Consider the following 20,245-nt stretch of genomic DNA (forward strand, 5'->3'; position numbering starts at 1 on the left):
ATGCACCATTTCGCCTATCGCGACGGCATCCTCCACGCCGAGGATGTGAACCTCGCCGACATCGCCCAGGCGGTCGGCACGCCGACCTATGTCTATTCGAGCGCGACGCTGGAGCGACACCACCGGGTGTTCACCGAGGCGTTCGAGGGCATGAACACCACGCTGTGCTACGCGGTGAAGGCCAATTCCAACCAGGCCGTGATCCGCACCTTCGCCCGGCTCGGCGCCGGCGCCGACATCGTCTCCGGCGGCGAGCTGAAGCGGGCGTTGGCGGCGGGGGTGGCGCCGCACCGGATCGTGTTCTCAGGCGTCGGCAAGACACGCGAGGAGATCGCGGCCGCGCTCGACGCCGGCATCATGTGTTTCAACGTCGAGAGCGAGCCGGAGCTGCTCACCCTCTCCGAGGTGGCGGTCAGCCACGGCGTCGCCGCGCCGGTCTCGATCCGCGTCAATCCGGACGTCGACGCCCGGACCCACCACAAGATCTCGACCGGCAAGTCGGAGAACAAATTCGGCATCCCGGTCTCGCGGGCGCGCGAGGTCTATGCCCATGCGGCGGCGCTGCCGGGCATCCGCATCACCGGCGTCGACATGCATATCGGCAGCCAGATCACCGATCTCGGCCCGTTCGACAACGCCACCGCGCTGCTCGTCGAGCTCGCCCGCGACCTGCTGGCGGACGGCCACCCGCTGACCCATCTCGATCTCGGCGGCGGGCTCGGCGTTCCCTATGTCGCCGGCGAGCCCGAGCCGCCGCTGCCGGCCGCCTATGCGGCGCTGGTGAAGCGCCATACGCACAATCTCGGCCTCGGCCTGGTGTTCGAGATCGGCCGCATGCTGGTCGCCAATGCCGGCATCCTGCTGACCCGCGTGCTCTATGTGAAGGAAGGCGAGGGCAAGCACTTCGTCATCGTCGACGCGGCGATGAACGATCTCATCCGTCCCACCCTCTACGACGCTCATCACGAAATTTTGCCCGTGCGCGCGCCGGTAGAGGGGCAGGGGCAGATGGTCGCGGATGTGGTCGGGCCGGTGTGCGAATCCGGCGATTTCCTGGCGCTGGGGCGGCGGCTGCCGGCGCTGCGCAGCGGCGACATCGTCGCGGTGATGACCGCCGGCGCCTATGGCGCGGTGCAGGCCTCGACCTACAATACCCGCCCGCTGGTGCCCGAGGTTCTGGTGAAGGGCGGGCAGTTCGCGCTGGTGCGCCCGCGCCTCGACGCCGATGCGCTGATCGCGCTCGACCACCTGCCCGGGTGGCTCGCCTGACGCCGCTGCCGGCCGCCACATTTGCCGCGCCGGGCGGTCACGATCTGATTATCGATTGGGCGCGCCCGCGAAAGCGGCAGGGCTGGCGCCCCTCGCTGCGCATGCTAAGCTGACGTTGGGGCTGGTGTGCGGTTCAGGGTCGGAGGACGATCGCGTGACGGCGGCACCGGAAGGACAGTCGGAAACCGGCGGCGACATGCGGGCCGAGGATCGGGTGCGCGCCGCGATCCGCCGCGCCGAGAAGCGCATGGACGCGGCGCAGCAGCGCGCCTATGCCGCGATCCTGTGGGAGCGCAGCTGGCCGGCCATCGCGGCCGTGGCGGCGGCGCTGGGCGTGTTCCTCATCGCCTCCTGGCTCGGCCTGTGGGTGGCGCTGACGCCGCTCTGGCGCATGGCGCTGCTCGTGCCCTTCGCGCTGCTCGTCCTCGCCGCGCTCATTCCCCTATTCCGCATCCGCCCGCCCTCGGCCGCCGAGACGCTGGCCCGGCTCGACCGCACCAGCCGGCTGCCGCATCGCCCGGTCACCGCGCTGGCGGACCACCTCGCCACCCGGCCGGACGATCCCGTGGGCGCCGCGCTGTGGCGGGCCCATGTGACGCGCGCCTCGAACCAGCTCGGCAGCCTCAGGGCCGGCCTGCCCTCGCCGCGCCTTGCCGCGATCGACGGGCGCGCCGTGCGGGCGCTGGTGCTGCTGGGCGTGGTCGCCACCTTCTTCATGGCGCCGGGAGACCATCTCCGGCGCATCTCGGCGGCCTTCGACTGGCAGACGCCGGTGCCGCCGGTGCCCTACCGCATCGACGCCTGGGTCACGCCGCCAGGCTACACGGCGCGCCCGCCGGTGATGCTGCCGGGGCTGCGCTCGCTCGACGTCGCGCAGAACGCCAATGCCGCCAGCGCCGCCGAGGCGCCGTCCGACCCCTCCACCCCGTCCTATGACGCCGCCGCGCTCACGGTGCCGGCGGGCAGCGAGCTGGTGGTGCGGGTGACCGGCCCGATAACCGCCCGGCCCAGCGTCGAGGGCGGCATCGCCCCGGCGGAAGAGGCCAAGGCCGAAGAGAAGACCGACGGGAAGACGGGCGAAGAGAAGGCGGCGGACGCGACCGGCAAGGGCCCGAATGCTGCGACCGCCGGCACCGCGACGGCATCCTCGTCCTCGACGTCGACCTCCTCGTCCGGCAGCGGCCGCACGGCCGCCAACGAGCATCACTTCCTCATCAAGGCCGACGGCTCGGCGCGCATTACCGGGCCGGACGGGCGCGTCGTCGCCTGGCACTTCCGTGCCGTGCCGGACGAGCCGCCGAGCATCGAGCTCACCCGCGAGCCGCAGGCCTCCGGCCGCACCGGGCTGATCCTCGCCTACAAGGCCGAGGACGATTACGGCGTCGCCGCCGCCGAGGCGACCTTCGCCGCCGTGCCGCCCGCCCCGCCGCTGCATGCGCTGAGCAACGCGCCGGCGAAGCCCGCCGCGCGCGTGCTGGTCGGCCCGCCGAACTTCCCGCTGCCGCTCTCGGGCGGGCGCGGCAAGGTCGCCACCGGGCAGACCACGCGCGACCTCACCGAGAGCCCGTGGGCCGGCACCCGCGTGACCATGACGCTGACCGCGCGCGACCAGGCCGGCAATGTCGGCATGTCGCGCCCGCGCCGCTTCGTGCTGCCGGAGCGGCTGTTCACCAACCCGCTCGCCCGCGCGCTGATCGACGAGCGCAGCCGCCTCGCCCTCGACGCCAACCAGCGCGAGCGGGTGGAGGCGGCGCTCGACGGCCTCGCCATCGCGCCCGACCGCTTCACCCCCGACGCTTCGCAGTATATGGGCCTGCGCACGGCCTACTGGCGGCTCGTCAACGCGAAGACCGACGACGAACTGCGCGGGGTGGTCGACTATCTGTGGGAGGTCGCGATCCGGATCGAGGACGGCGACCTGTCCGATGTCGAGAAGCGCCTGCGCGACGCCCAGCAGGCGCTGCAGAACGCGCTCGAGAACAACGCCAGCGACGACGACATCAAGCGCCTGACCGACGAGCTGCGCCAGGCGATGCAGAAGTTTATGCAGGAGCTGGCCAAGGAGGCGATGCGCAATCGCGACCAGGCCGACAGCTCCCAGCCGATGGACCCCAACACCCGCTTCGTGCGCCCGCAGGACCTGCAGAAGATGCTCGACCGCATCGAGCAGATGGCCCGTAACGGGGCGCGCGACGCGGCGCGGCAGATGCTGAGCGAGCTGCAGAACATGCTCAACGGCCTGCAGGCCGGCCGCCAGCAGCAGCGCCGCGGCCAGAGCCAGATGTCGCAGGCGATGGACCAGCTCGGCGACATGATCCGCCGCCAGCAGCAGCTGCGCGACCGCACCTTCAAGCAGGGCCAGCAGGGTCAGCAGGGCGAGAACGGCCAGCAGGGCCAGCAAGGCCAGCAAGGCGAGCAGGGGCAGAACGGCCAGCAGTTCGGCGACCTGCGCCAGAGCCAGGAGCAGCTTCGCGAGCAGCTCCGCCAGCTCCGCGAGAAGATGGAGCAGGCCATGCGCGGCCGCCAGCCCGGCCAGCAGGGCGAGGGCCAGCAGGGCGAACAGGGCCAGCAAGGGCAGCAGGGACAGAACGGCCAGGGCGGCATGCCCGGCGAATCGGGCCTCGGCCAGGCCGAGCAGGCGATGCGCGAGGCCGAGGAGGCGCTCGGCCAGGGCGACGGCACCGGCGCCGTCGACGCCCAGAGCGAGGCGCTGCAGGCGCTGCGCCGCGGTGCCCAGCAGATGGCCGAGGCGATGCAGCAGCAGGAGGGCGGCCCCGGCGGCCAGCCGGGCGGTCCCTCCGGCGAGATGGCCGAGCGCAACGACCCGCTCGGCCGGCCGCTGCGCTCGCGCGACTATGGCGACGACGTCACCGTGAAGGTGCCGGACGAGATGGACATGCAGCGCGCCCGACAGGTGCTGGAGGAGCTGCGCCGCCGCTTCAGCGACCCCTCGCGCCCGCGCCTCGAGCTCGATTATCTCGAAAGGCTGCTGCACGACTTCTGACCGGTCGCGCGTGCCGGCCGCATGGGCGGCCGCCGCGAGGCCGGCCGTCCGGCGCCTCGGGGAAGCGCGCGGAGCGCCGGCGGGGTTCGGCTGGGCATGCCCGGCATCCGCCCGGCGTTCGCCATGCCCGCCCCTTCACGCGTCGAACGCCCGCCGCGTCGCCCGCCCCTTGGCGCGTCACCGGGGCCGGCGCGCGGGGGTCAGCCTTCCTGGCCGGGGATGTGGCCGATGAAGGGAAGCTGGCGGTAGGCGTGCGAGACGTCCATGCCGTAGCCGACCACGAAATAGTCCGGGCACTCGAAGCCGACGAAATCGGCGTCCACCTGCACCGCCCGCTTCTGCGGCTTCTCCAGCAGCACGCACACCATCACCCGCCGCGCCCCGCGGGCGGCGAGCAGGTCCTTGGCGAAGGCGAGCGTGCGGCCCGATTCGAGGATGTCGTCGATCAGCAGCACGTCGCGCCCGCGCACGTCGCTGTCGATGTCGCGCAGCACCGTGACCTGGCCGGAGGAGACCCGCGCGTCGCGGTAGCTCGACAGGGTGATGAACTCTACCTCCGGCGCCAGCCCGGCGGCATGCATGGCGCGGATGAGGTCGGCGGCGAACACGAAGCTGCCCTTCAGCACCGCGATCACCACCAGCTTCTCAGGCTTCGCTGCCACGATCTCGGCCGCCAGCTCGCGGTTGCGCGCGGCGATGGTCTCGGCGTCGAACAGCACCTCGATATGGGCGGCCTCGGTGGATGAGCCGGCCGCAGAGGCGGCGGATTCGGCGGGCGTGCCAGCAGGACGGTCGGTCTTGTCGCTCATCTTTCTCCCCGTCGGCATGGGCGGCCCGATTCCGGACCGCGCTTTTGCCGGGCACCATGACCGGCCGATGTCGCGCCGTCCAGTTGCCGCTCTTTTGCGCGCCCGCTTTTGTCGCGCCTTGGGCAGGCTATGTTAGAAGCCGCGAGCAGAGTGAATCGCCGTGCTGCCGACCGCGTGCCGGCAGCGCCCCGCCGCAGGCCATCCTTGGGGAACAGCCTTGGTTCGTTTCGAGAATGTCGGTTTGCGCTACGGCATGGGCCCGGAAGTGCTGCGCGACGTCACCTTCGGCATTCCGCCGCACTCGTTCCAGTTCCTCACCGGCCCCTCGGGCGCGGGAAAGACCACGCTGCTGCGGCTGATGTTCCTGTCGCTGCGCCCCACGCGCGGGCTGATCAACATGTTCGGCCGCGATGCGGCCAAACTCGCCCCCGATGAAACGGCGTCGATGCGCCGGCGCATCGGCATCGTGTTCCAGGATTTCCGCTTGCTCGACCACCTCACTACCTATGAAAATGTGGCGCTGCCGCTGCGCGTGCAGGAGCGCGAGGAGGCGGGCTATCGCGCCGAGGTGCAGGAGCTGCTGCAATGGGTGGGCCTTGGCGAGCGCATGCACGTGCTGCCGCCGGTGCTGTCGGGCGGCGAGAAGCAGCGCGCCGCCATCGCCCGCGCGCTGATCAGCCGGCCGGAGATCCTGCTGGCGGACGAGCCCACCGGCAATGTCGATCCCGGCCTCGCCCGGCGGCTGATGCGGCTGTTCCTCGAGCTGCACAAGAGCGGCACCTCCGTGCTCATCGCCACCCACGACATCGCGCTGATGGACCAGTTCGACGCGCGCCGGCTGGTCATCCACCAGGGACGATTGACGGTCTATGATTGAGGCGACCTCCCCACAACAGCCCGACACCCCGCTCCGCGCCCTGCGGCTGCGCCTGCGCCGCGCCGACGCACACCCGGACGAGCATCCCCGCTCCGGCCGCTCGATCGTGCCGCGCGCCAGCGTTACCGCCAATGCGCTGGTGGCGGTGGTGGCGATCATGACCTTCCTCGCCGGCATCACCATCGGCAGCGTCGCCGCCGTGCGCACGGTCGCCGCCGACTGGACCTCCGACATAGCCCGCGAGACCACGATCGAGATCAAGCCCGGCGACGGGCTCGACGTGCCCGCCGCGCTGAGCCGCGCCGTCGCGCTCGCCCGGCAGACGCCCGGCATCGCCGACGCGCGCGCGCTCGACGAGCGCGAGACCGCCGACCTGCTGGAGCCCTGGCTCGGCTCCGGGCTCGACGTGTCGAACCTGCCGGTGCCGCGCCTCGTGGTGGTGACGCTCGGCCCGGATGCCGGGCGCCAGACCATCGCCGACCTGCGCGCCAGCCTCGCGAACGAGGTGCCCTCGGCCAGCCTCGACGACCACCGGCAATGGACTGAGCGGCTTTCCTCCACCGCGCGTACGGTGGTGGTGATCGGCCTCGCCATACTGGCGCTGGTGGGGGCGGCGACGGTGCTTTGCGTGGTGTTCGCGACCCGCGCGGCGGTGGACGCGGCGCGCGGCATCGTCGAGGTGCTGCATTTCATCGGCGCGCGCGACACCTTCATCGCCCGCGAGTTCCAGCACCACTTCCTCACCATCGGCTTCAAGGGCGGCGCGATCGGCGGCGGCGCGGCGATGGCGCTGTTCTTCCTCGGTTCGACCCTGCCGGGCTGGCTTGCCGCGGGCGACCCGGCCGATACGCTGATCGGCGCCATGCGGCTCGACCCGCGCGGCTATGGCGGCATTCTCGGTGTCGCCGTGCTGGTGGCGCTGGTGACGGCGATCACCTCGCGGGTGACGGTGTTCCGCACCCTGCGCGGCATCAGCTAGGCGACGCCTTCGTGTCCCGCACCGACCCTCACGATCCCGCCGGCACGCAGGCCCCGCTGCGGCGCGTCCGGCGCCTCGTCCGCGCCGCGCTGGTGCTCGTGGTCGCGGCGCTGGTGTCGGTGCTGGCCGGCTTCGCCCTGTTCGTCGCCAGCCTGCAGGGCCGGGAAGCGCAGCCGACCCGCAGCGCCGACGGCATCGTCGTGCTCACCGGCGGGGCGGAGCGCATTCCCGACGCGACGATCCTGCTCGCCCAGCACCGCGGCCAGCGCCTGCTCATCACCGGGGTCCACCCCAGCACCACGCTGACCGAGATCGGCCGTGCCGCGCAGGTGCCCGACGACGTGCTCAAATGCTGCGTCGAGCTCGGCCGCTCGGCGCTGAACACGCGCGGCAATGCCATCGAGACCGCGCAATGGGCGCGCGAGCGCGGCTTCCACTCGCTGCTCGTCGTCACCTCCTCCTGGCACATGCCGCGCGCGCTGGTGGAGCTTCGCCGGGCGATGCCGGACATCGAGCTGGTGCCGTTCCCGGTGGTGGCGCGCGAGGACGAGGAGAAGGGCCTGCGCAGCACGCTGGCGAGCGCGCGGCTGCTGTTCGGCGAATATGTGAAGTTCGTCGGCACCTGGCTCGGCGTGCGCTCCTGGCCGGCGCTGGCGCCGCAGTCCGGCATCTCGCGGTCCTGAAGCGCGCGGTCGCAACCGGCGGGCGGGAACAATCGGCGGCATCGCGGATTCACTTCAATGAAACCATTCTGGCGCATTGACGTCATCCACAGATGTTCTAGATTTGTTCCCATGATGACACACGACATCACTTATGGCGATTCGCTCACCGACGACGGCCCGCTGCGCGCGGCGGACACGCTGCTGGCGCGCCGCTTCCGGCTCTGGCGCGGTCCGGACGGGCGTCGGCAGGTCTATTCGGTCTATCCCGTCGAGGACGCGCCGGACTATCCGGATGCGGTGGCGATGGCGGTGCGCTCGGAGAACGGGCGCTGCGTTCCGCTATGGTCGGGTCCGGCCGGGGCCAAGGCCCGGCTGATGGCCCGGGTCATGGGCGCGCAGGAGATCCATCTGCGCATCCTGCCCGAGACCGAGAGCGGGTCGCTCGCGCCGTCCTGAGCACGTCCCCCTGACGTGCTCGCTTCCGACCCGCGCCGTCCTCACGCCTGCGCCGCTGCGACGCGGCGCATGGCGGGATGGCGGCGCAGGGAGCCGAGGGATCGTTTCGGTACCGGTCCGATTGCGCCCGCGCGGCTCACAGCCGCTGCGTCAGCCAGTCGATCTCCGCGTCCCGGATGCCGAGCTCGGCGAGGTGGCGCGCGGTGGCGCTGACATAGTCGGTGTTCGGCCCGCCCACGCCGTGGCCCTGGCGGATCAGGTGCAGGCGCTCGTCCGGGCTCAGCCGGCCCGCATACTGGGTATGGCCGCGATCGACCAGGAAGGCGACGGCGGGAACGGTGCGCGCGCTGCCGTCCTTCAGCCAGACCCGGCGCACCGCCTCGCGATAGATGTTGGTCACCTGCTCGCGCTCGCGCAGATAGGCGAGCGTCGCCTCTGCCTTGGCCGCCGCGACGCGGAAGGCGATGCCGACGCAGGCCCCGCCGCGGTCGAGGCCGAGCACCAGGCCCGGCTTTTCCGGCGTGCCGCGCCAGTGCACCGAGAGCACGCAGAAGGAGCGGTGGGCACCGATCAGCTTGCCGGTCACCCGCTCCTCGAAGTCGAAGCCCGGGTTCCACATCAGCGAGCCGTAGCCGAACACCCACAGCTCGCCCGCGCCCGGGCCTGCCGCACCGGCGGGGTCGATGGTAGCGGGAAGGATGACGTCCATGGCGGCGGGACCGAAATCGGGTTAAGGGCTTCGATAAGGAAACGCAGCCCTGCCGTCGCACGAGCCGGCCATCGCGCGCAAGATGCCGCGCGGCACGCCGGGCGGGAGGCACGATGCCCGGCTGCGCTCCGCCGGTCCACGATCCGTCCACGGGCGCCGCGCGGTCCATGCGCCGGCCCCGGGGGCGGTCCCGCCACGCCATATGCGCGCCGCACCGGCATAGGAATGTGCCCGCCGCCCGCGTCCCGCTGGAGTCTGCCGATGAGCCTTCCCGACGTCCCCTCCGATCCGGCCGCCCCGACCGGCGAGACGCCGCCGCCCGCGAGCGCGCCCCGCTCCCACCGGCGCTGGCTGATCACGCTGCCGGTGGCGCTGCTGCTATTGCTGGCGCTCGGCTGGTGCGGGGTGTGGTTCTACGCCTCGGGCCGGGTCGACAAGGAGGTCGACGCCTGGATCGCGGCGGAGGCGGTACAGGGGCGGACCTGGAGCTGCGCCAACCGGCAGATCGGCGGCTTCCCGTTCCGCTTCGAGCTGATCTGCGACCAGCCGACCGTTGAGTTCGCCGGCATCGACAAATGGACCGCCACCGCCGTGCGCGCCCATGCGGTGGCGCAGGTCTGGGACCCCGGCCACATCATCGCTGAGTTCCAGGGCCCGGCGAAGCTCACCGAGGCGGCGACCGGGCGCGAGGCGATCGCCGACTGGTCGCTGCTGCAGCTCAGCGGCGTCGGCAGCGGCGGGCGGCCGGAGCGGGTCTCGATGCTGGCCAAGGACTACACGCTGACCACCCAGGGCACGACCGTGCTCACCGCGCGCGAGGCGGTGCTGCATGTGCGCCACCATCCGGGCGAGGCCGACAGCACGCTCGACATCGCCACCGCGGTGAAGGGCGCGAAGGGCCTGTTCATCGCCGGCGCGGCGGGGCCGGAAGTGGATGGCGAGATGCAGGCGACGGTGACGCAGGTGCCCGATTTCCGCGCCATGCCGCCGCTCGAGCGCATCAATCTGTGGCAGGCCGCGGGCGGCCGGGTGAAGCTGCTCGAGGCCCAGCTCAGCGCCGCCGGCGGGGTGATCAGCGCGAGCGGCGAGCTCGGGCTCGACTCGCATCGCCGGCTCGACGGCACGCTCGACCTCTCGCTCGCCAATGCGCCGGCCCTGTTCGGGGCGCTGTCGAGCGCGGGGCTGATGCCCGACTTCATGGTGAACCTGGCGCCGGCCATGATGGCGATGGGCTCGCCCACCACCATCGACGGCGCCCCCGCCTCCGGCTTCCGCTTCGCCTTCCGCCGCGGGCAGGTCACGCTCGGCATGATCCCGCTCGGCAAGATCGGCCCGGTGCTCTAGCGGGCGCGGGGCGCGCGCCTCACTGCATGGCGAAGATGGTGGCGCCGGTGTCGGCCGTGCCCACCGCCGCGCGGAAGGAGGCGAACAGCTCGCGCCCGACGCCGACATGCGAGGCCGACAGGTCGGCCGGGGTCGGCGCCCGCTCCGCCCACACTTCGGGGTCGACCAGAACGGTGAGGGTGCCGGCCACCGCGTCGAGGCGGATCATATCGCCATTGCGAATCAGCGCGATCGGCCCGCCATCGGCCGCCTCGGGGGTGACGTGGATCGCCGCCGGCACCTTGCCGGAGGCGCCGGACAGGCGCCCGTCCGTCACCAGCGCGACCTTGTTGCCGCGGTCCTGCAGCACGCCGAGCGGAGGCATCAGCTTGTGCAGCTCGGGCATGCCGTTCGCCTTCGGCCCCTGGAAGCGCACCACGGCGACGAAGTCGCCCTTGAGGTCGCCGGCCTTGAAGGCGGCCTGCAGCTCCTCCTGGCTGTGGAACACCCGCGCCGGCGCCTCGATGATGTGGCGCTCGGTCGCGATGGCCGAGGTCTTGATGACGGCGCGGCCGAGATCGCCCGAGAGCAGCCGGAGCCCGCCGGTCGGCTGGAACGGGGCGGCGGCGCCGCGCAGCACCGCCTCGTCGCCGCTGGTGCGGGCGCCGTCGCGCCAGGTGAGCGCGCCGTCCGCCGCGAGGGCCGGCTCCTGCGTATAGGCGCCGAGCCCGCCGCCCCACACCGTCTCGACGTCGCGATGCAGCAGCCCGTCGCCGAGCAGCTCGCGAATGATGAAGCCCATGCCGCCGGCGGCGTGGAAATGGTTCACGTCGGCCTTGCCGTTGGGATAGACGCGGCACAGCAGCGGCGTGATCTCGGCGAGGTCGGAGAAGTCGTCCCAGCTCAGCTGGATGCCGGCCGCCGCCGCCATGGCGACGACGTGCAGCGTGTGGTTGGTGGAGCCGCCGGTGGCGTGCAGGCCGACGATGCCGTTCACGAACACCCGCTCGTCCAGCATCCGCCCGACCGGCACGTAGTCGTTGCCGAGCGCGGTGATCGCCATGGCGCGTTCGGCGGCGGCGGTGGTCAGCGCGTCGCGCAGCGGCGTGTTGGGATTGACGAAGGAGGCGCCGGGCAGGTGCAGGCCCATGATCTCCATCATCATCTGGTTGGTGTTGGCGGTGCCGTAGAAGGTGCAGGTTCCCGGCCCGTGATAGGACTGGCTCTCGGCCTCGAGCAGCGCGTCGCGGCCCACCTTCCCTTCGGCGAAAAGCTGGCGGATCTTGGCCTTCTCGTCATTGGGCAGGCCCGAGGTCATCGGCCCGGAGGGGATGAACACCGCCGGCAGGTGGCCGAAGCTGAGCGCGCCGATGACGAGGCCGGGCACGATCTTGTCGCAGATGCCCATATAGACCACCGCGTCGAAGGTCTGGTGCGAGAGCGCGACCGCGGTGGAAAGCGCGATCACGTCGCGCGAGAACAGCGACAGCTCCATGCCGGCCTCGCCCTGGGTGACGCCGTCGCACATGGCCGGCACGCCGCCGGCGACCTGCGCCACGCCGCCGGCCGCGCGCGCGGCGGCGCGGATCAGGTCGGGGAAGCGCTCATAGGGCTGGTGGGCCGAGAGCATGTCGTTATAGGCGGTGACGATGGCGAGGTTGGCGCCCTCGCCCTCGCGCAGCATCTCCTTGTCGGCCGGGCCGCAGGCGGCGAAGCCGTGCGCCTGGTTGGCGCAGCCGAGCTGCTGGCGCACCGGCTGCTTGCGCGCGGCGTCGGCGATGCGGTCGAGATAGCGGGCGCGGCTGTCCTGCGAGCGCCGGGCGACGCGCTCGGTCACCTCGCCAAGGCGGGCATTGACGCTGGACGGAATGACGGCGTCGACCATGCTGCTCTCCTCAAGATCGTCATCGGCCGGCGGGTGCCGGCCGGGTCGGCTCGGGCGGTGCCCCGGCGGCACCGCGGTCGGGCGTGGCGCCTCGCGCGGCGAGGCTACGGGGCCCAGAAGATGTCCAGCGGGCGCTCGGCCCGCAGCACGGCGCGGATCGGCATGTCGGTCGCAGGGCCCTCGCCGAGCGCCTTCTCCAGCACCGGACGCTTGGCCGCGCCCTCGATATGGAGCGCCAGCGCATCCGCCGCCAGCAGCACCGGCAGGGTGAGGGTGATGCGCGGCTCGCCGGCGCCTTCCGCGTGCATCGGGATGAGACCGAGCGTCCCCTCGGGGTCGAGCGCCTCCTCCAGATGATCCCCGCCCGGGAAGAAGGAGGCGGTGTGGCCGTCGTCGCCCATGCCGAGCACGGCGCAGGCGAGCGGCCAGGAGAGCTCCTCCAGCGATTCATTGACGGCGAACAGCCCCGCCTCGGGGCTCGGCGCGTCGTTGGCGAGCGGGATGAAGCGCGCCGCCGCCGCCTTGCCCTTCAGGAGGTGCTGGCGCACGAGCCGGGCATTGGAGCGGTCGGAGGTCTCGCGCACCCAGCGCTCGTCGACCAGCGTGACGCCGATCTTGTCCCAGGGCAGGTCGCGGGTTGAGAGCTCCTCGAAGAAGCGCGTGGGGGTGCGCCCGCCCGACAGGGCTAGGCTCGCCAGGCCGTCGCGCTCGACGCGCGCGGCGAGGGCGGCGGCGACATAGTCCGCAAGGGCCTTCGCGACGGCGGCGCCGTCGGCGAATTCGTGCAGCGTGTGGCTCACGACCATCTCCAAACCTCGGCGCAGCCGGCAGGGCGCCGTTCCAGAACCGGGCGCCTGCCGCGCCATGTCAGCCCGCCTGCAAGCCAGCCCGCCTGCAGCTCAGCCCGCCCGCAGGTCAGCCCGCCTGCCGGCGCTGGCTTTCCGGGCGGCGCCGCTCAGGCGCCGTCCTCAAGCCAGGTGCGTCCGTCGCGCTCGATCAGCGCGATGGCGGCGGAAGGGCCCCAGGTGCCGGCGGTGTAGGGCCGCGGCGGGTCCTTGGCGCCGCGCCAGGCGCTGAGGATCGGGTCAACCCAGCGCCAGGCCGCCTCGACCTCGTCGCGGCGCATGAACAGGGTCTGGTTGCCGCGCACCACGTCGAGCAGCAGGCGCTCATAGGCGTCCGGGTTGCGGACCTTGAACGCCTTGGCGAAGCTCATGTCGAGCGGCACGTGGGTGAGGCGGATGCCGCCCGGGCCGGGGTCCTTGATCATCAGCCACAGCTTGACGCCCTCGTCCGGCTGCAGGCGGATGACGAGCCGGTTCGGGACGATGGCGCCGACCGCGTCGCCGAACACCGAATGCGGCACCGGGCGGAAGCCGACCACGATCTCCGACACGCGCGAGGCGAGGCGCTTGCCGGTGCGCAGATAGAACGGCACGCCGGCCCAGCGCCAGTTCTCGACCTCGGCCTTCACGGCGACGAAGGTCTCGGTCTCGCTGCGCTCGGAGCCGAGCTCCTCGAGATAGCCCGGCACGGCGCCGCCGGCCGAGGCGCCGGCGCGGTACTGCCCGCGCACGGTGACGCTCGCCATGTTGTGGTCGTCGATCGGCTTCAGCGCGCGCAGCACCTTCAGCTTTTCGTCGCGCACCGCGTCGGCCTCCAGCGAGGAGGGCGGCTCCATGGCGACGAGGCACAGGAGCTGCAGCATGTGGTTCTGCACCATGTCGCGCATGGCGCCGGCGGTGTCGTAATAGCCCGCGCGGTCCTCGACCCCGAGCGCCTCGGCGACCGTGATCTGCACATGGTCGATATGGGCGTTGTTCCACAGCGGCTCGAACAGCGCGTTGGCGAAGCGCAGCGCCATCAGGTTCTGCACCGTCTCCTTACCGAGGTAGTGGTCGATGCGGTAGACCTGGTCCTCGGGGAAGATCTTGCCGACCTGCTCGTTCAGCTTGAGAGCCGATTCGAGGTCCTTGCCGATCGGCTTCTCGATCACCACCCGGCCGTGATCGGCGAGGCCGAACTTGCCCAGCCGCTCGCAGATCGGGCCGAACAGGTGCGGAGCCGTGGCGAGATAGTAGACCGGGATGTGGCCGGGGAGGCCCGAGACCCGGTGGGCGAGCTCGGGCCAGCCGGGATCGGCGTCGGCATCGGCGGCGATGTAGGACAGGCGGCCGAGGAACCGCTCCAGCGCGCCGCCTTCGAGGTCGCTCTCGGCGACATGGTCGACGAGGGCCTGGCGGGCGAAATTGCGGAATTCCTCGTCGCTCAGCGGGCGGCGCGAGACGCCGATGATCACCGCGTCGTCGGGGATCTGCCCGTCAATGTCGCGGTGGAACAGGGCCGGCAGCAGCTTGCGCCGCGACAGGTCGCCCGTGGCACCGAAAACGGTGAGCACGAAAGGAGCCACCGGAATCAAGCGACTGGTCATTGAACAGCGTCTCCCAAATCAGTTCGCGTCCGGCAACTCGATGGCTGGACCGGTGTCGGCTCCCGGCCAGCATGCTCCCGCGTTTGCCGATTCCTAGCAAAAACGATTCCGCGCGGCGATGGGGATGGCCCCGCCCCGCACGGAGGTTTGTCCCACGGTTGCACGACCATGGGATGATCGCCCCTTCGGGCTTCCCCGCCAGCCGGCGAAGCACCTGCGGCGACGAGAAAAATATTGTGCAACGCAGCAAAATGGCGAAATTTAGGGGGAATGGCGTGAAAATCAGGGCAGGGCGACAGGACGTAGAGGAAATCCTCGCCTTCCCTAAATGGCGTCTGCCCTTGGGAGATCCGCCCTTCACCCTGCGACAGGCGACGTTAGGGAAACCGGATTGGCCATCCGAAAAGACGTTCTCCGACAATGGCTTAATTAATAAGATATCTCGCACACCGCATGAATTATAACGTATACCAGAACTGTTATGCCAAATACATAATTATTGGAATATGTAATACCCGTTGACCTTGCGTCGCACCATTTCTCTTTAGAATTAGGGGCTTGGCTTAAAGCTAATCTTGGTACAACTTATTCCACGGAATATCCGGCTGAGAGACACAAGAAAGACTGCCGGAGATCGCGGTGCTTTCGCGGCTAGGCTCTGCGGAAGGACCCAAAAAAGGCCGGCGGACAAAGGATCCGGCCATTCGCGAAACCCTTTGGGAAGGAAACGCCAATGAAACACTTGCAAGCCTTCGGACTTGGAGCGGTGACCGCTCTCGGCATGACGGCCATGTCCATGCTGCCCGCGGCGGCGGCCTGGCAGCCCACCCGGCCGGTCGAGTTCATCGTCCCTGCCGGCACCGGCGGCGGCGCCGACCAGATGGCCCGCACGCTTCAGGGCATCATCGCCAAGCACGACCTGATGCCGACGCAGCTCGTGGTGATCAACAAGTCCGGTGGTGCCGGCGGCGAGGGCTTCCTCGACGTGAAGAGCAGCAAGGGCAATCCGCACAAGATCGTCATTACGCTGTCGAACCTGTTCACCACCCCGCTCGCCACCGGCATTCCCTTCAACTGGAAGGACCTGACCCCGGTCGCGATGCTGGCGCTGGACGAGTTCGTGCTGTGGGTGAACGCCCAGGAGCCCTACAAGACCGTCCAGGAATATGTCGACGCCATCAAGGCGAAGCCTGACGGCACCTTCAAGATGGGTGGCACCGGCTCCAAGCAGGAAGACCAGATCATCACCGTCGCCTTCCAGAAGGCGGTCGGCAAGAAGCTGACCTACATCCCGTACAAGGGCGGCGGCGAAGTGGCCGTGCAGCTCGTGGGCGGCCACATCAACTCGTCGGTCAACAACCCGATCGAGGCGGTCTCCCAGTGGCGTGGCGACAAGCTGCGTCCGCTGTGCGTGTTCGACGAGAAGCAGCTCCCCTACACCGACAAGATCCTCGGCGACCAGTCCTGGTCCTCGATCCCGACCTGTAAGTCGGCCGGTGTGGACGTCGAATACCTGATGCTCCGCGGCATCTTCATGCCCCCGGGCGTGAGCGACGAGCAGGTCGCCTACTTCGTCGACGTGTTCAAGAAGGTCCGCGAGACCCCCGAGTGGAAGCAGCTCATGAAGGATGGTGCCTTCAACCAGTCCTTCATGGCCGGCGACGAGTTCAAGGCCTGGATCGAGCAGGCCGAGGCCAACCACAAGGACCTGATGCAGGAAGCCGGCTTCATCGCGGGCAACTGATCGGCGGGCGACCGATGTCGCAAGCCCGATGACCTGAAGGCCGGCCGGGTGCCGGCCGTACGGAACGGATCCCCCGGGAGGGATCACGTCAGCCGCGGATCGAGGCGGGGAAGTTCGGGCCGGTGCCTTCGGGCAGGTGCCGCGCTTTCCCGCCGAGCGGCCCGAAGCAAAGCAACGAAAACATAGAGCGAGCTGGCGACAAGCGTACCGCCGACGGGTTCGTCCCGCCGGGTGGTCCTTTGCGCGGATTTTCGGAGACAATCGTGATGGAACAGGCTCATCAAGGGGCCGGCGGTGGGGGACCCAAGCAGCGTGCCGTCGAACTCGGCACGGCGCTGCTGACCCTGCTGTTCGGCTTCATCGTCGTCTATGGAAGCCTCAGGGTCGGCGCCGGCTGGGACGGCGGACCGCAGGCCGGCTTCTTTCCCTTCTATGTCGGACTCATCATCATCGGCTGCAGCGTGCTGAACCTGGTCTCCGCCTATCGCGAGGACCCGGTGGCTCTCTTCGCCGAATACAGCCAGCTCGGGCAGGTGCTGAAGGTTCTCGTCCCCTCCTGCATCTATGTCGCCCTGGTGCCGGCGCTGGGCATCTACGTCCCGTCGATCCTGCTCATCTTCGTCTTCATGGTGTGGCTGGGCAAATACGGCATCCCGCTGTCGCTCGCCGTGGCGTTCGGCGTGCCGATCTTCTTCTACATCACGCTTGAGCGCTGGTTCCTCATCCCGCTCCCCAAGGGGCCGGTCGAGGCATTGCTCGGACTCTGACCAAGGACAGCGCCCATGTTCGACAATTTCCTCAATCTGTACCACGGGTTCGGGATAGCCGCCGACCCGTTCAACATCCTCCTGATGGTGATCGGCATCCTGCTCGGCGTCATCATCGGCGTGCTGCCGGGACTCGGCGGCGCCAACGGCGTCGCGATCCTGCTGCCGCTCACCTTCTCCATGTCGCCGACCTCGGCGATCATCCTGCTCAGCTGCATCTACTGGGGCGCGCTGTTCGGCGGCGCCATCACCTCGGTCCTGTTCAACATTCCAGGCGAACCATGGTCCGTGGCGACAACCTTCGACGGCCACCCGATGGCGCGGTCGGGGCGGGCGGGTGAAGCACTCACCGCGGCCTTCACCTCGTCCTTCGTCGGCGCCTTCTTCGCCATCATCATGATCACGCTGATCGCGCCGCTGGTCGCCCAGTTCGCGCTCCAGTTCGGTCCGGCCGAGAAGTTCGCGGTCTACTTCCTCGCCTTTGCCTCCTTCGTGGGCATGAGCAAGGAGCCGCCGGCCAAGACCGTCGTGTCGATGATGATCGGCTTCGCCCTCGCCTGCGTCGGCCTCGACATGGTGACCGGCCAGCTGCGCCTGACCTTCGGCTTCACCGAGCTGCTCAACGGCTTCGACTTCCTCATCGCGGTCATCGGCCTGTTCGGCATCGGCGAAATCCTGCTGACGATGGAAGAGGGGCTCGAGTTCCGCGGCAAGGCGGCGAAGATCGATCCCAAGGTGGTGTGGAAGACCTGGAAGACGCTGCCGCGCTTCTGGGTGACCTCGCTGCGCTCCTGCATCATCGGCTGCTGGATGGGCATCACGCCCGCCGGCGCGACCCCGGCCTCGTTCATGTCCTACGGCATCGCCAAGCGCGTGTCGAAGAACGGCAAGAACTTCGGCAATGGCGAGATCGAGGGCGTCGTGGCGCCGGAGACCGCCGCGCACGCCGCCGGCACCTCGGCCCTGCTGCCGATGCTGGCGCTGGGCGTCCCCGGTTCGCCGACCGCCGCGGTTCTGCTCGGCGGCCTGCTGATCTGGGGCCTGCAGCCGGGTCCGATGCTGTTCGTCGAGCAGTCCGAGTTCGTGTGGGGCCTCATCGCCTCCATGTATCTCGGCAACGTGGTCGGCCTCGCCCTGGTGCTGACGACCGTGCCGCTGTTCGCCGCGATCCTGCGCATCCCCTTCTCGATCATCGCTCCGGTGATCCTGGTGATCTGCGCGATCGGTGCCTACACGGTGAACAACAACGTGTTCGACGTGCTGATGATGATGGTGTTCGGTGTTCTCGGCTACCTGCTGAAGAAGACCAACTACCCGCTCGCCCCGCTGGTGCTGGCGATCGTTCTCGGCCCCAGCGCCGAGGAAGCGTTCCGCCAGTCGCTGCTGACCTCGGGCGGCTCGGTCACCATCTTCTGGTCGAACCCGCTGGTGTCGACGATCATGGGCCTCGGCCTGCTGGCCGGCCTGTGGCCGCTGGTGTCGCTCCTCCTCGCCAAGCTGCGCACGACGCCGCAGCCGGCCTGAGGACGCATCCGACGAACCGGCCCGCCGCGTCTCCCGACGCGGCGGGCGTCGAAGCGGCCGGGATCCCCCCAAGGTCCGGCCGCCGCCCATGCGAAGAGCGGCCGAGCCGCTCCCCGCCGGCTCCCTCACCCCCGGAGAGCGGAGATCGGGCAAAACGGGCGCCCGAGCGCTGCGCAGCCGCCCACCCCAGAAGGCGGCCCGCGACGGGCAGGGCGATACCGCACGGGAACGGGGAACGGGAGGCAATGCACATGCTCTACGCTTTTCACACCGCATCCGGGTCAGGGTCCCGCCGGGGCCACGCGACACGACTTCTCGGGAAATGGACACGATGATGAGCATCGAGAGCACCATTCGCCGAGTGAACGGAGGGGTCGCCAAGCTCTCCGTCGCGCCGCTGGAGGACACGTCGACCTTCAAGAATCGCGCCTATGCGGCCCTCAAGGAAGTCATCGTCTCGCTCAACATCTACGACCAGCCCCATGAGGTGCGCCTCGACGAGCGCCAGCTCGCCCAGAGCCTCGGGGTCAGCCGCACGCCGGTGCGCGAGGCCATGGCCCAGCTCGAGCGCGAGGGCTTCGTCCACTCGGTGCCGCGCCGCGGCATCTATGTGGTGCGCAAGACCAAGCGCGAGGTGATCGAGATGATCCAGGTCTGGGCGGCGCTGGAAAGCCTCGCCGCCCGCCTGATCACCCTGCACGCGACCGACGAGGAGATCGGCCGGCTGCGCGAGATGTTCGCCTCCTTCGACGAGGGCGACGAGGCTCCGCACGCCAAGCTCGACGAATATTCGGAAGTGAACATCCAGTTCCACCAGACCATCATCGCCATGGGCGGCAACGGCATCCTGGTCAACCTGGCCGAGAACCTGTTCACCCACATGCGGATGATCCGGCGCAAGACGATCGGCGAGGAGGACCGGGCGGACCGCTCGATCCAGGACCACCTCGCCATCATCCAGGCGCTGGAGGCGCGCGACACCGACGCGGCCGAGCTTCTGGTGCGCAACCACGCGCTCGGCCTCGCCGACCATGTGGCGCGCTTCGCCGACTATCTCGAATAGGCGGGTCCGGGCCGCGGCGCGACGGCGCCGCAGTCCTTCCAGGCCGGGCACCGGTTGCCCGAATGCCGACCTCTCCCCCGGCGGGTTCCTCGACCCCGTCGGGTCTTTTTGTTCCGGCCCGGCCGGGGCGGGGCCGCGCGTGCTTGTGACCGGGCCGGCGTTGCGCCGTGGCGGCGATTGCGATACCGACGAGGCGCGGGTCCCAAGCCGGCCCGCCACCCATCCCGTTGTGTCCGCCCGTGAACGCAGGAGAGCCGGCCGGCATGCTGCGCAGTCTGACCGATTTTATTGCCGAGATCGCCGGCGGCGTCCGCGACGAGGCCAGCTTCGCCGAGAACGACTACCGCCTCGCGGCGGCGGCGCTGCTGGTCCATGTGGTGACCATCGACGGCGTGATCGGCGCCGACGAGATGGCGAAGCTGCGCCGCCTGATCGCCTCCCGCTTCTCGATGGACGAGAACGAGGCCGAGGCGCTGCTGGAGGCGGCGATCGCGCGCGACGCCGAGGCGGTGGACCTCTACGCCTTCACCAGCGTGCTCAACCGCGCGCTCGACGACGAGGGCCGCCAGCGCATCGTCGAGATGATGTTCGAGGTCGGCTATGCCGATGGCGGGCTGACCGAGTTCGAGGACAATCTGGTCTGGCGCGCGGCGGAGCTGCTCAATGTCAGCTCGCGCGACCGGGTGCAGATCCGCAGGAAGGTGCGCGAGGGATTCGGAGAGGACGAATGAGCGCGCCGG

At 70.0% G+C, this 20,245-nt stretch carries 18 protein-coding genes; 13 read left to right on the forward strand and 5 right to left on the reverse strand.

The genetic code is table 11. The features are described 5' to 3' along the window. Window positions 1–1,269: a diaminopimelate decarboxylase gene (gene lysA, locus NVS89_RS08965; protein ID WP_258732268.1), complete on the forward strand. Its 1,269-nt coding sequence runs from the start codon at window positions 1–3 to the stop codon at window positions 1,267–1,269. A 154-nt stretch (window positions 1,270–1,423) separates the two neighbouring features. Beyond that, window positions 1,424–4,273, forward strand: a complete 2,850-nt coding sequence (locus tag NVS89_RS08970) for a TIGR02302 family protein (protein WP_258732269.1) — start codon at window positions 1,424–1,426, stop codon at window positions 4,271–4,273. A 200-nt stretch (window positions 4,274–4,473) separates the two neighbouring features. Here the strand turns inward: NVS89_RS08970 and hpt are convergent, their stop codons facing one another. Next, on the reverse strand, window positions 4,474–5,082 hold the full coding sequence (gene hpt, locus NVS89_RS08975) for a hypoxanthine phosphoribosyltransferase (RefSeq protein ID WP_258732271.1): 609 nt from the start codon (window positions 5,080–5,082) through the stop codon (window positions 4,474–4,476). Window positions 5,083–5,299: 217 nt separating this feature from the next. On the opposite strand from hpt, the gene ftsE reads away from it, so the two are divergent. The 4 genes from ftsE to NVS89_RS08995 all read left to right on the forward strand — a co-directional run bounded on the left by ftsE (window position 5,300) and on the right by NVS89_RS08995 (window position 8,059). Continuing rightward, entirely contained in the window at window positions 5,300–5,959 is a 660-nt protein-coding gene (ftsE, locus tag NVS89_RS08980; RefSeq protein ID WP_258732272.1) for a cell division ATP-binding protein FtsE, read from the forward strand. Next, window positions 5,952–6,938, forward strand: a complete 987-nt coding sequence (locus tag NVS89_RS08985; RefSeq protein WP_258732273.1) for a cell division protein FtsX — start codon at window positions 5,952–5,954, stop codon at window positions 6,936–6,938. The genes ftsE and NVS89_RS08985 overlap by 8 nt, the downstream gene beginning before the upstream one ends. An 11-nt stretch (window positions 6,939–6,949) precedes the next feature. Next, the gene (locus NVS89_RS08990) at window positions 6,950–7,621 is read left to right on the forward strand and encodes a YdcF family protein (protein ID WP_258732274.1); all 672 of its coding nucleotides are present in this window, start codon (window positions 6,950–6,952) and stop codon (window positions 7,619–7,621) included. 111 nt (window positions 7,622–7,732) lie between these two features. Continuing rightward, complete coding sequence (locus tag NVS89_RS08995) at window positions 7,733–8,059, forward strand: hypothetical protein (RefSeq protein WP_258732275.1); 327 nt, start codon at window positions 7,733–7,735, stop codon at window positions 8,057–8,059. A gap of 136 nt (window positions 8,060–8,195) precedes the next feature. Here NVS89_RS08995 and NVS89_RS09000 read toward each other — a convergent pair whose 3' ends face one another. After that, entirely contained in the window at window positions 8,196–8,768 is a 573-nt protein-coding gene (locus tag NVS89_RS09000) for a gamma-glutamylcyclotransferase (protein ID WP_258732276.1), read from the reverse strand. Window positions 8,769–9,029: 261 nt separating this feature from the next. On the opposite strand from NVS89_RS09000, the gene NVS89_RS09005 reads away from it, so the two are divergent. Then, window positions 9,030–10,112, forward strand: a complete 1,083-nt coding sequence (locus NVS89_RS09005; protein WP_258732277.1) for a DUF2125 domain-containing protein — start codon at window positions 9,030–9,032, stop codon at window positions 10,110–10,112. 19 nt (window positions 10,113–10,131) lie between these two features. Here NVS89_RS09005 and edd read toward each other — a convergent pair whose 3' ends face one another. The 3 genes from edd to zwf form a co-directional block, all read right to left on the reverse strand. After that, window positions 10,132–11,976, reverse strand: a complete 1,845-nt coding sequence (edd, locus tag NVS89_RS09010) for a phosphogluconate dehydratase (RefSeq protein WP_258732278.1) — start codon at window positions 11,974–11,976, stop codon at window positions 10,132–10,134. A gap of 104 nt (window positions 11,977–12,080) precedes the next feature. Further along, a complete protein-coding gene (pgl, locus tag NVS89_RS09015; protein ID WP_258732280.1) occupies window positions 12,081–12,782 on the reverse strand; it encodes a 6-phosphogluconolactonase in 702 nt (233 codons plus the stop codon). 149 nt (window positions 12,783–12,931) lie between these two features. Next, the gene (gene zwf / locus NVS89_RS09020; protein WP_258732281.1) at window positions 12,932–14,407 is read right to left on the reverse strand and encodes a glucose-6-phosphate dehydrogenase; all 1,476 of its coding nucleotides are present in this window, start codon (window positions 14,405–14,407) and stop codon (window positions 12,932–12,934) included. A 173-nt stretch (window positions 14,408–14,580) separates the two neighbouring features. Between zwf and NVS89_RS09025 the strand changes: the two genes are divergently transcribed. The 6 genes from NVS89_RS09025 (at window position 14,581) to NVS89_RS09050 (ending at window position 20,236) form a co-directional block, all read left to right on the forward strand. Next, window positions 14,581–14,871, forward strand: coding sequence for a hypothetical protein (locus tag NVS89_RS09025; protein WP_258732282.1), 291 nt, complete (start codon window positions 14,581–14,583; stop codon window positions 14,869–14,871). Window positions 14,872–15,140: 269 nt separating this feature from the next. Further along, window positions 15,141–16,151 (forward strand): Bug family tripartite tricarboxylate transporter substrate binding protein, encoded by a 1,011-nt coding sequence (locus NVS89_RS09030; protein ID WP_258732283.1) that lies wholly within the window; start codon window positions 15,141–15,143, stop codon window positions 16,149–16,151. Between the two features lie 266 nt (window positions 16,152–16,417). Continuing rightward, the gene (locus NVS89_RS09035) at window positions 16,418–16,918 is read left to right on the forward strand and encodes a tripartite tricarboxylate transporter TctB family protein (protein ID WP_258732284.1); all 501 of its coding nucleotides are present in this window, start codon (window positions 16,418–16,420) and stop codon (window positions 16,916–16,918) included. Window positions 16,919–16,933: 15 nt separating this feature from the next. Continuing rightward, the gene (locus tag NVS89_RS09040) at window positions 16,934–18,442 is read left to right on the forward strand and encodes a tripartite tricarboxylate transporter permease (RefSeq protein WP_258732285.1); all 1,509 of its coding nucleotides are present in this window, start codon (window positions 16,934–16,936) and stop codon (window positions 18,440–18,442) included. Between the two features lie 331 nt (window positions 18,443–18,773). Further along, window positions 18,774–19,505: a GntR family transcriptional regulator gene (locus NVS89_RS09045; RefSeq protein WP_258732286.1), complete on the forward strand. Its 732-nt coding sequence runs from the start codon at window positions 18,774–18,776 to the stop codon at window positions 19,503–19,505. Window positions 19,506–19,768: 263 nt separating this feature from the next. After that, window positions 19,769–20,236, forward strand: coding sequence for a tellurite resistance TerB family protein (locus tag NVS89_RS09050; RefSeq protein WP_258732287.1), 468 nt, complete (start codon window positions 19,769–19,771; stop codon window positions 20,234–20,236). Window positions 20,237–20,245 lie beyond the last annotated feature (9 nt).

Origin of the sequence: Ancylobacter mangrovi (genome assembly GCF_024752355.1) — a bacterium.
GTDB classification, from domain to species: Bacteria; Pseudomonadota; Alphaproteobacteria; order Rhizobiales; family Xanthobacteraceae; genus Ancylobacter; species Ancylobacter mangrovi.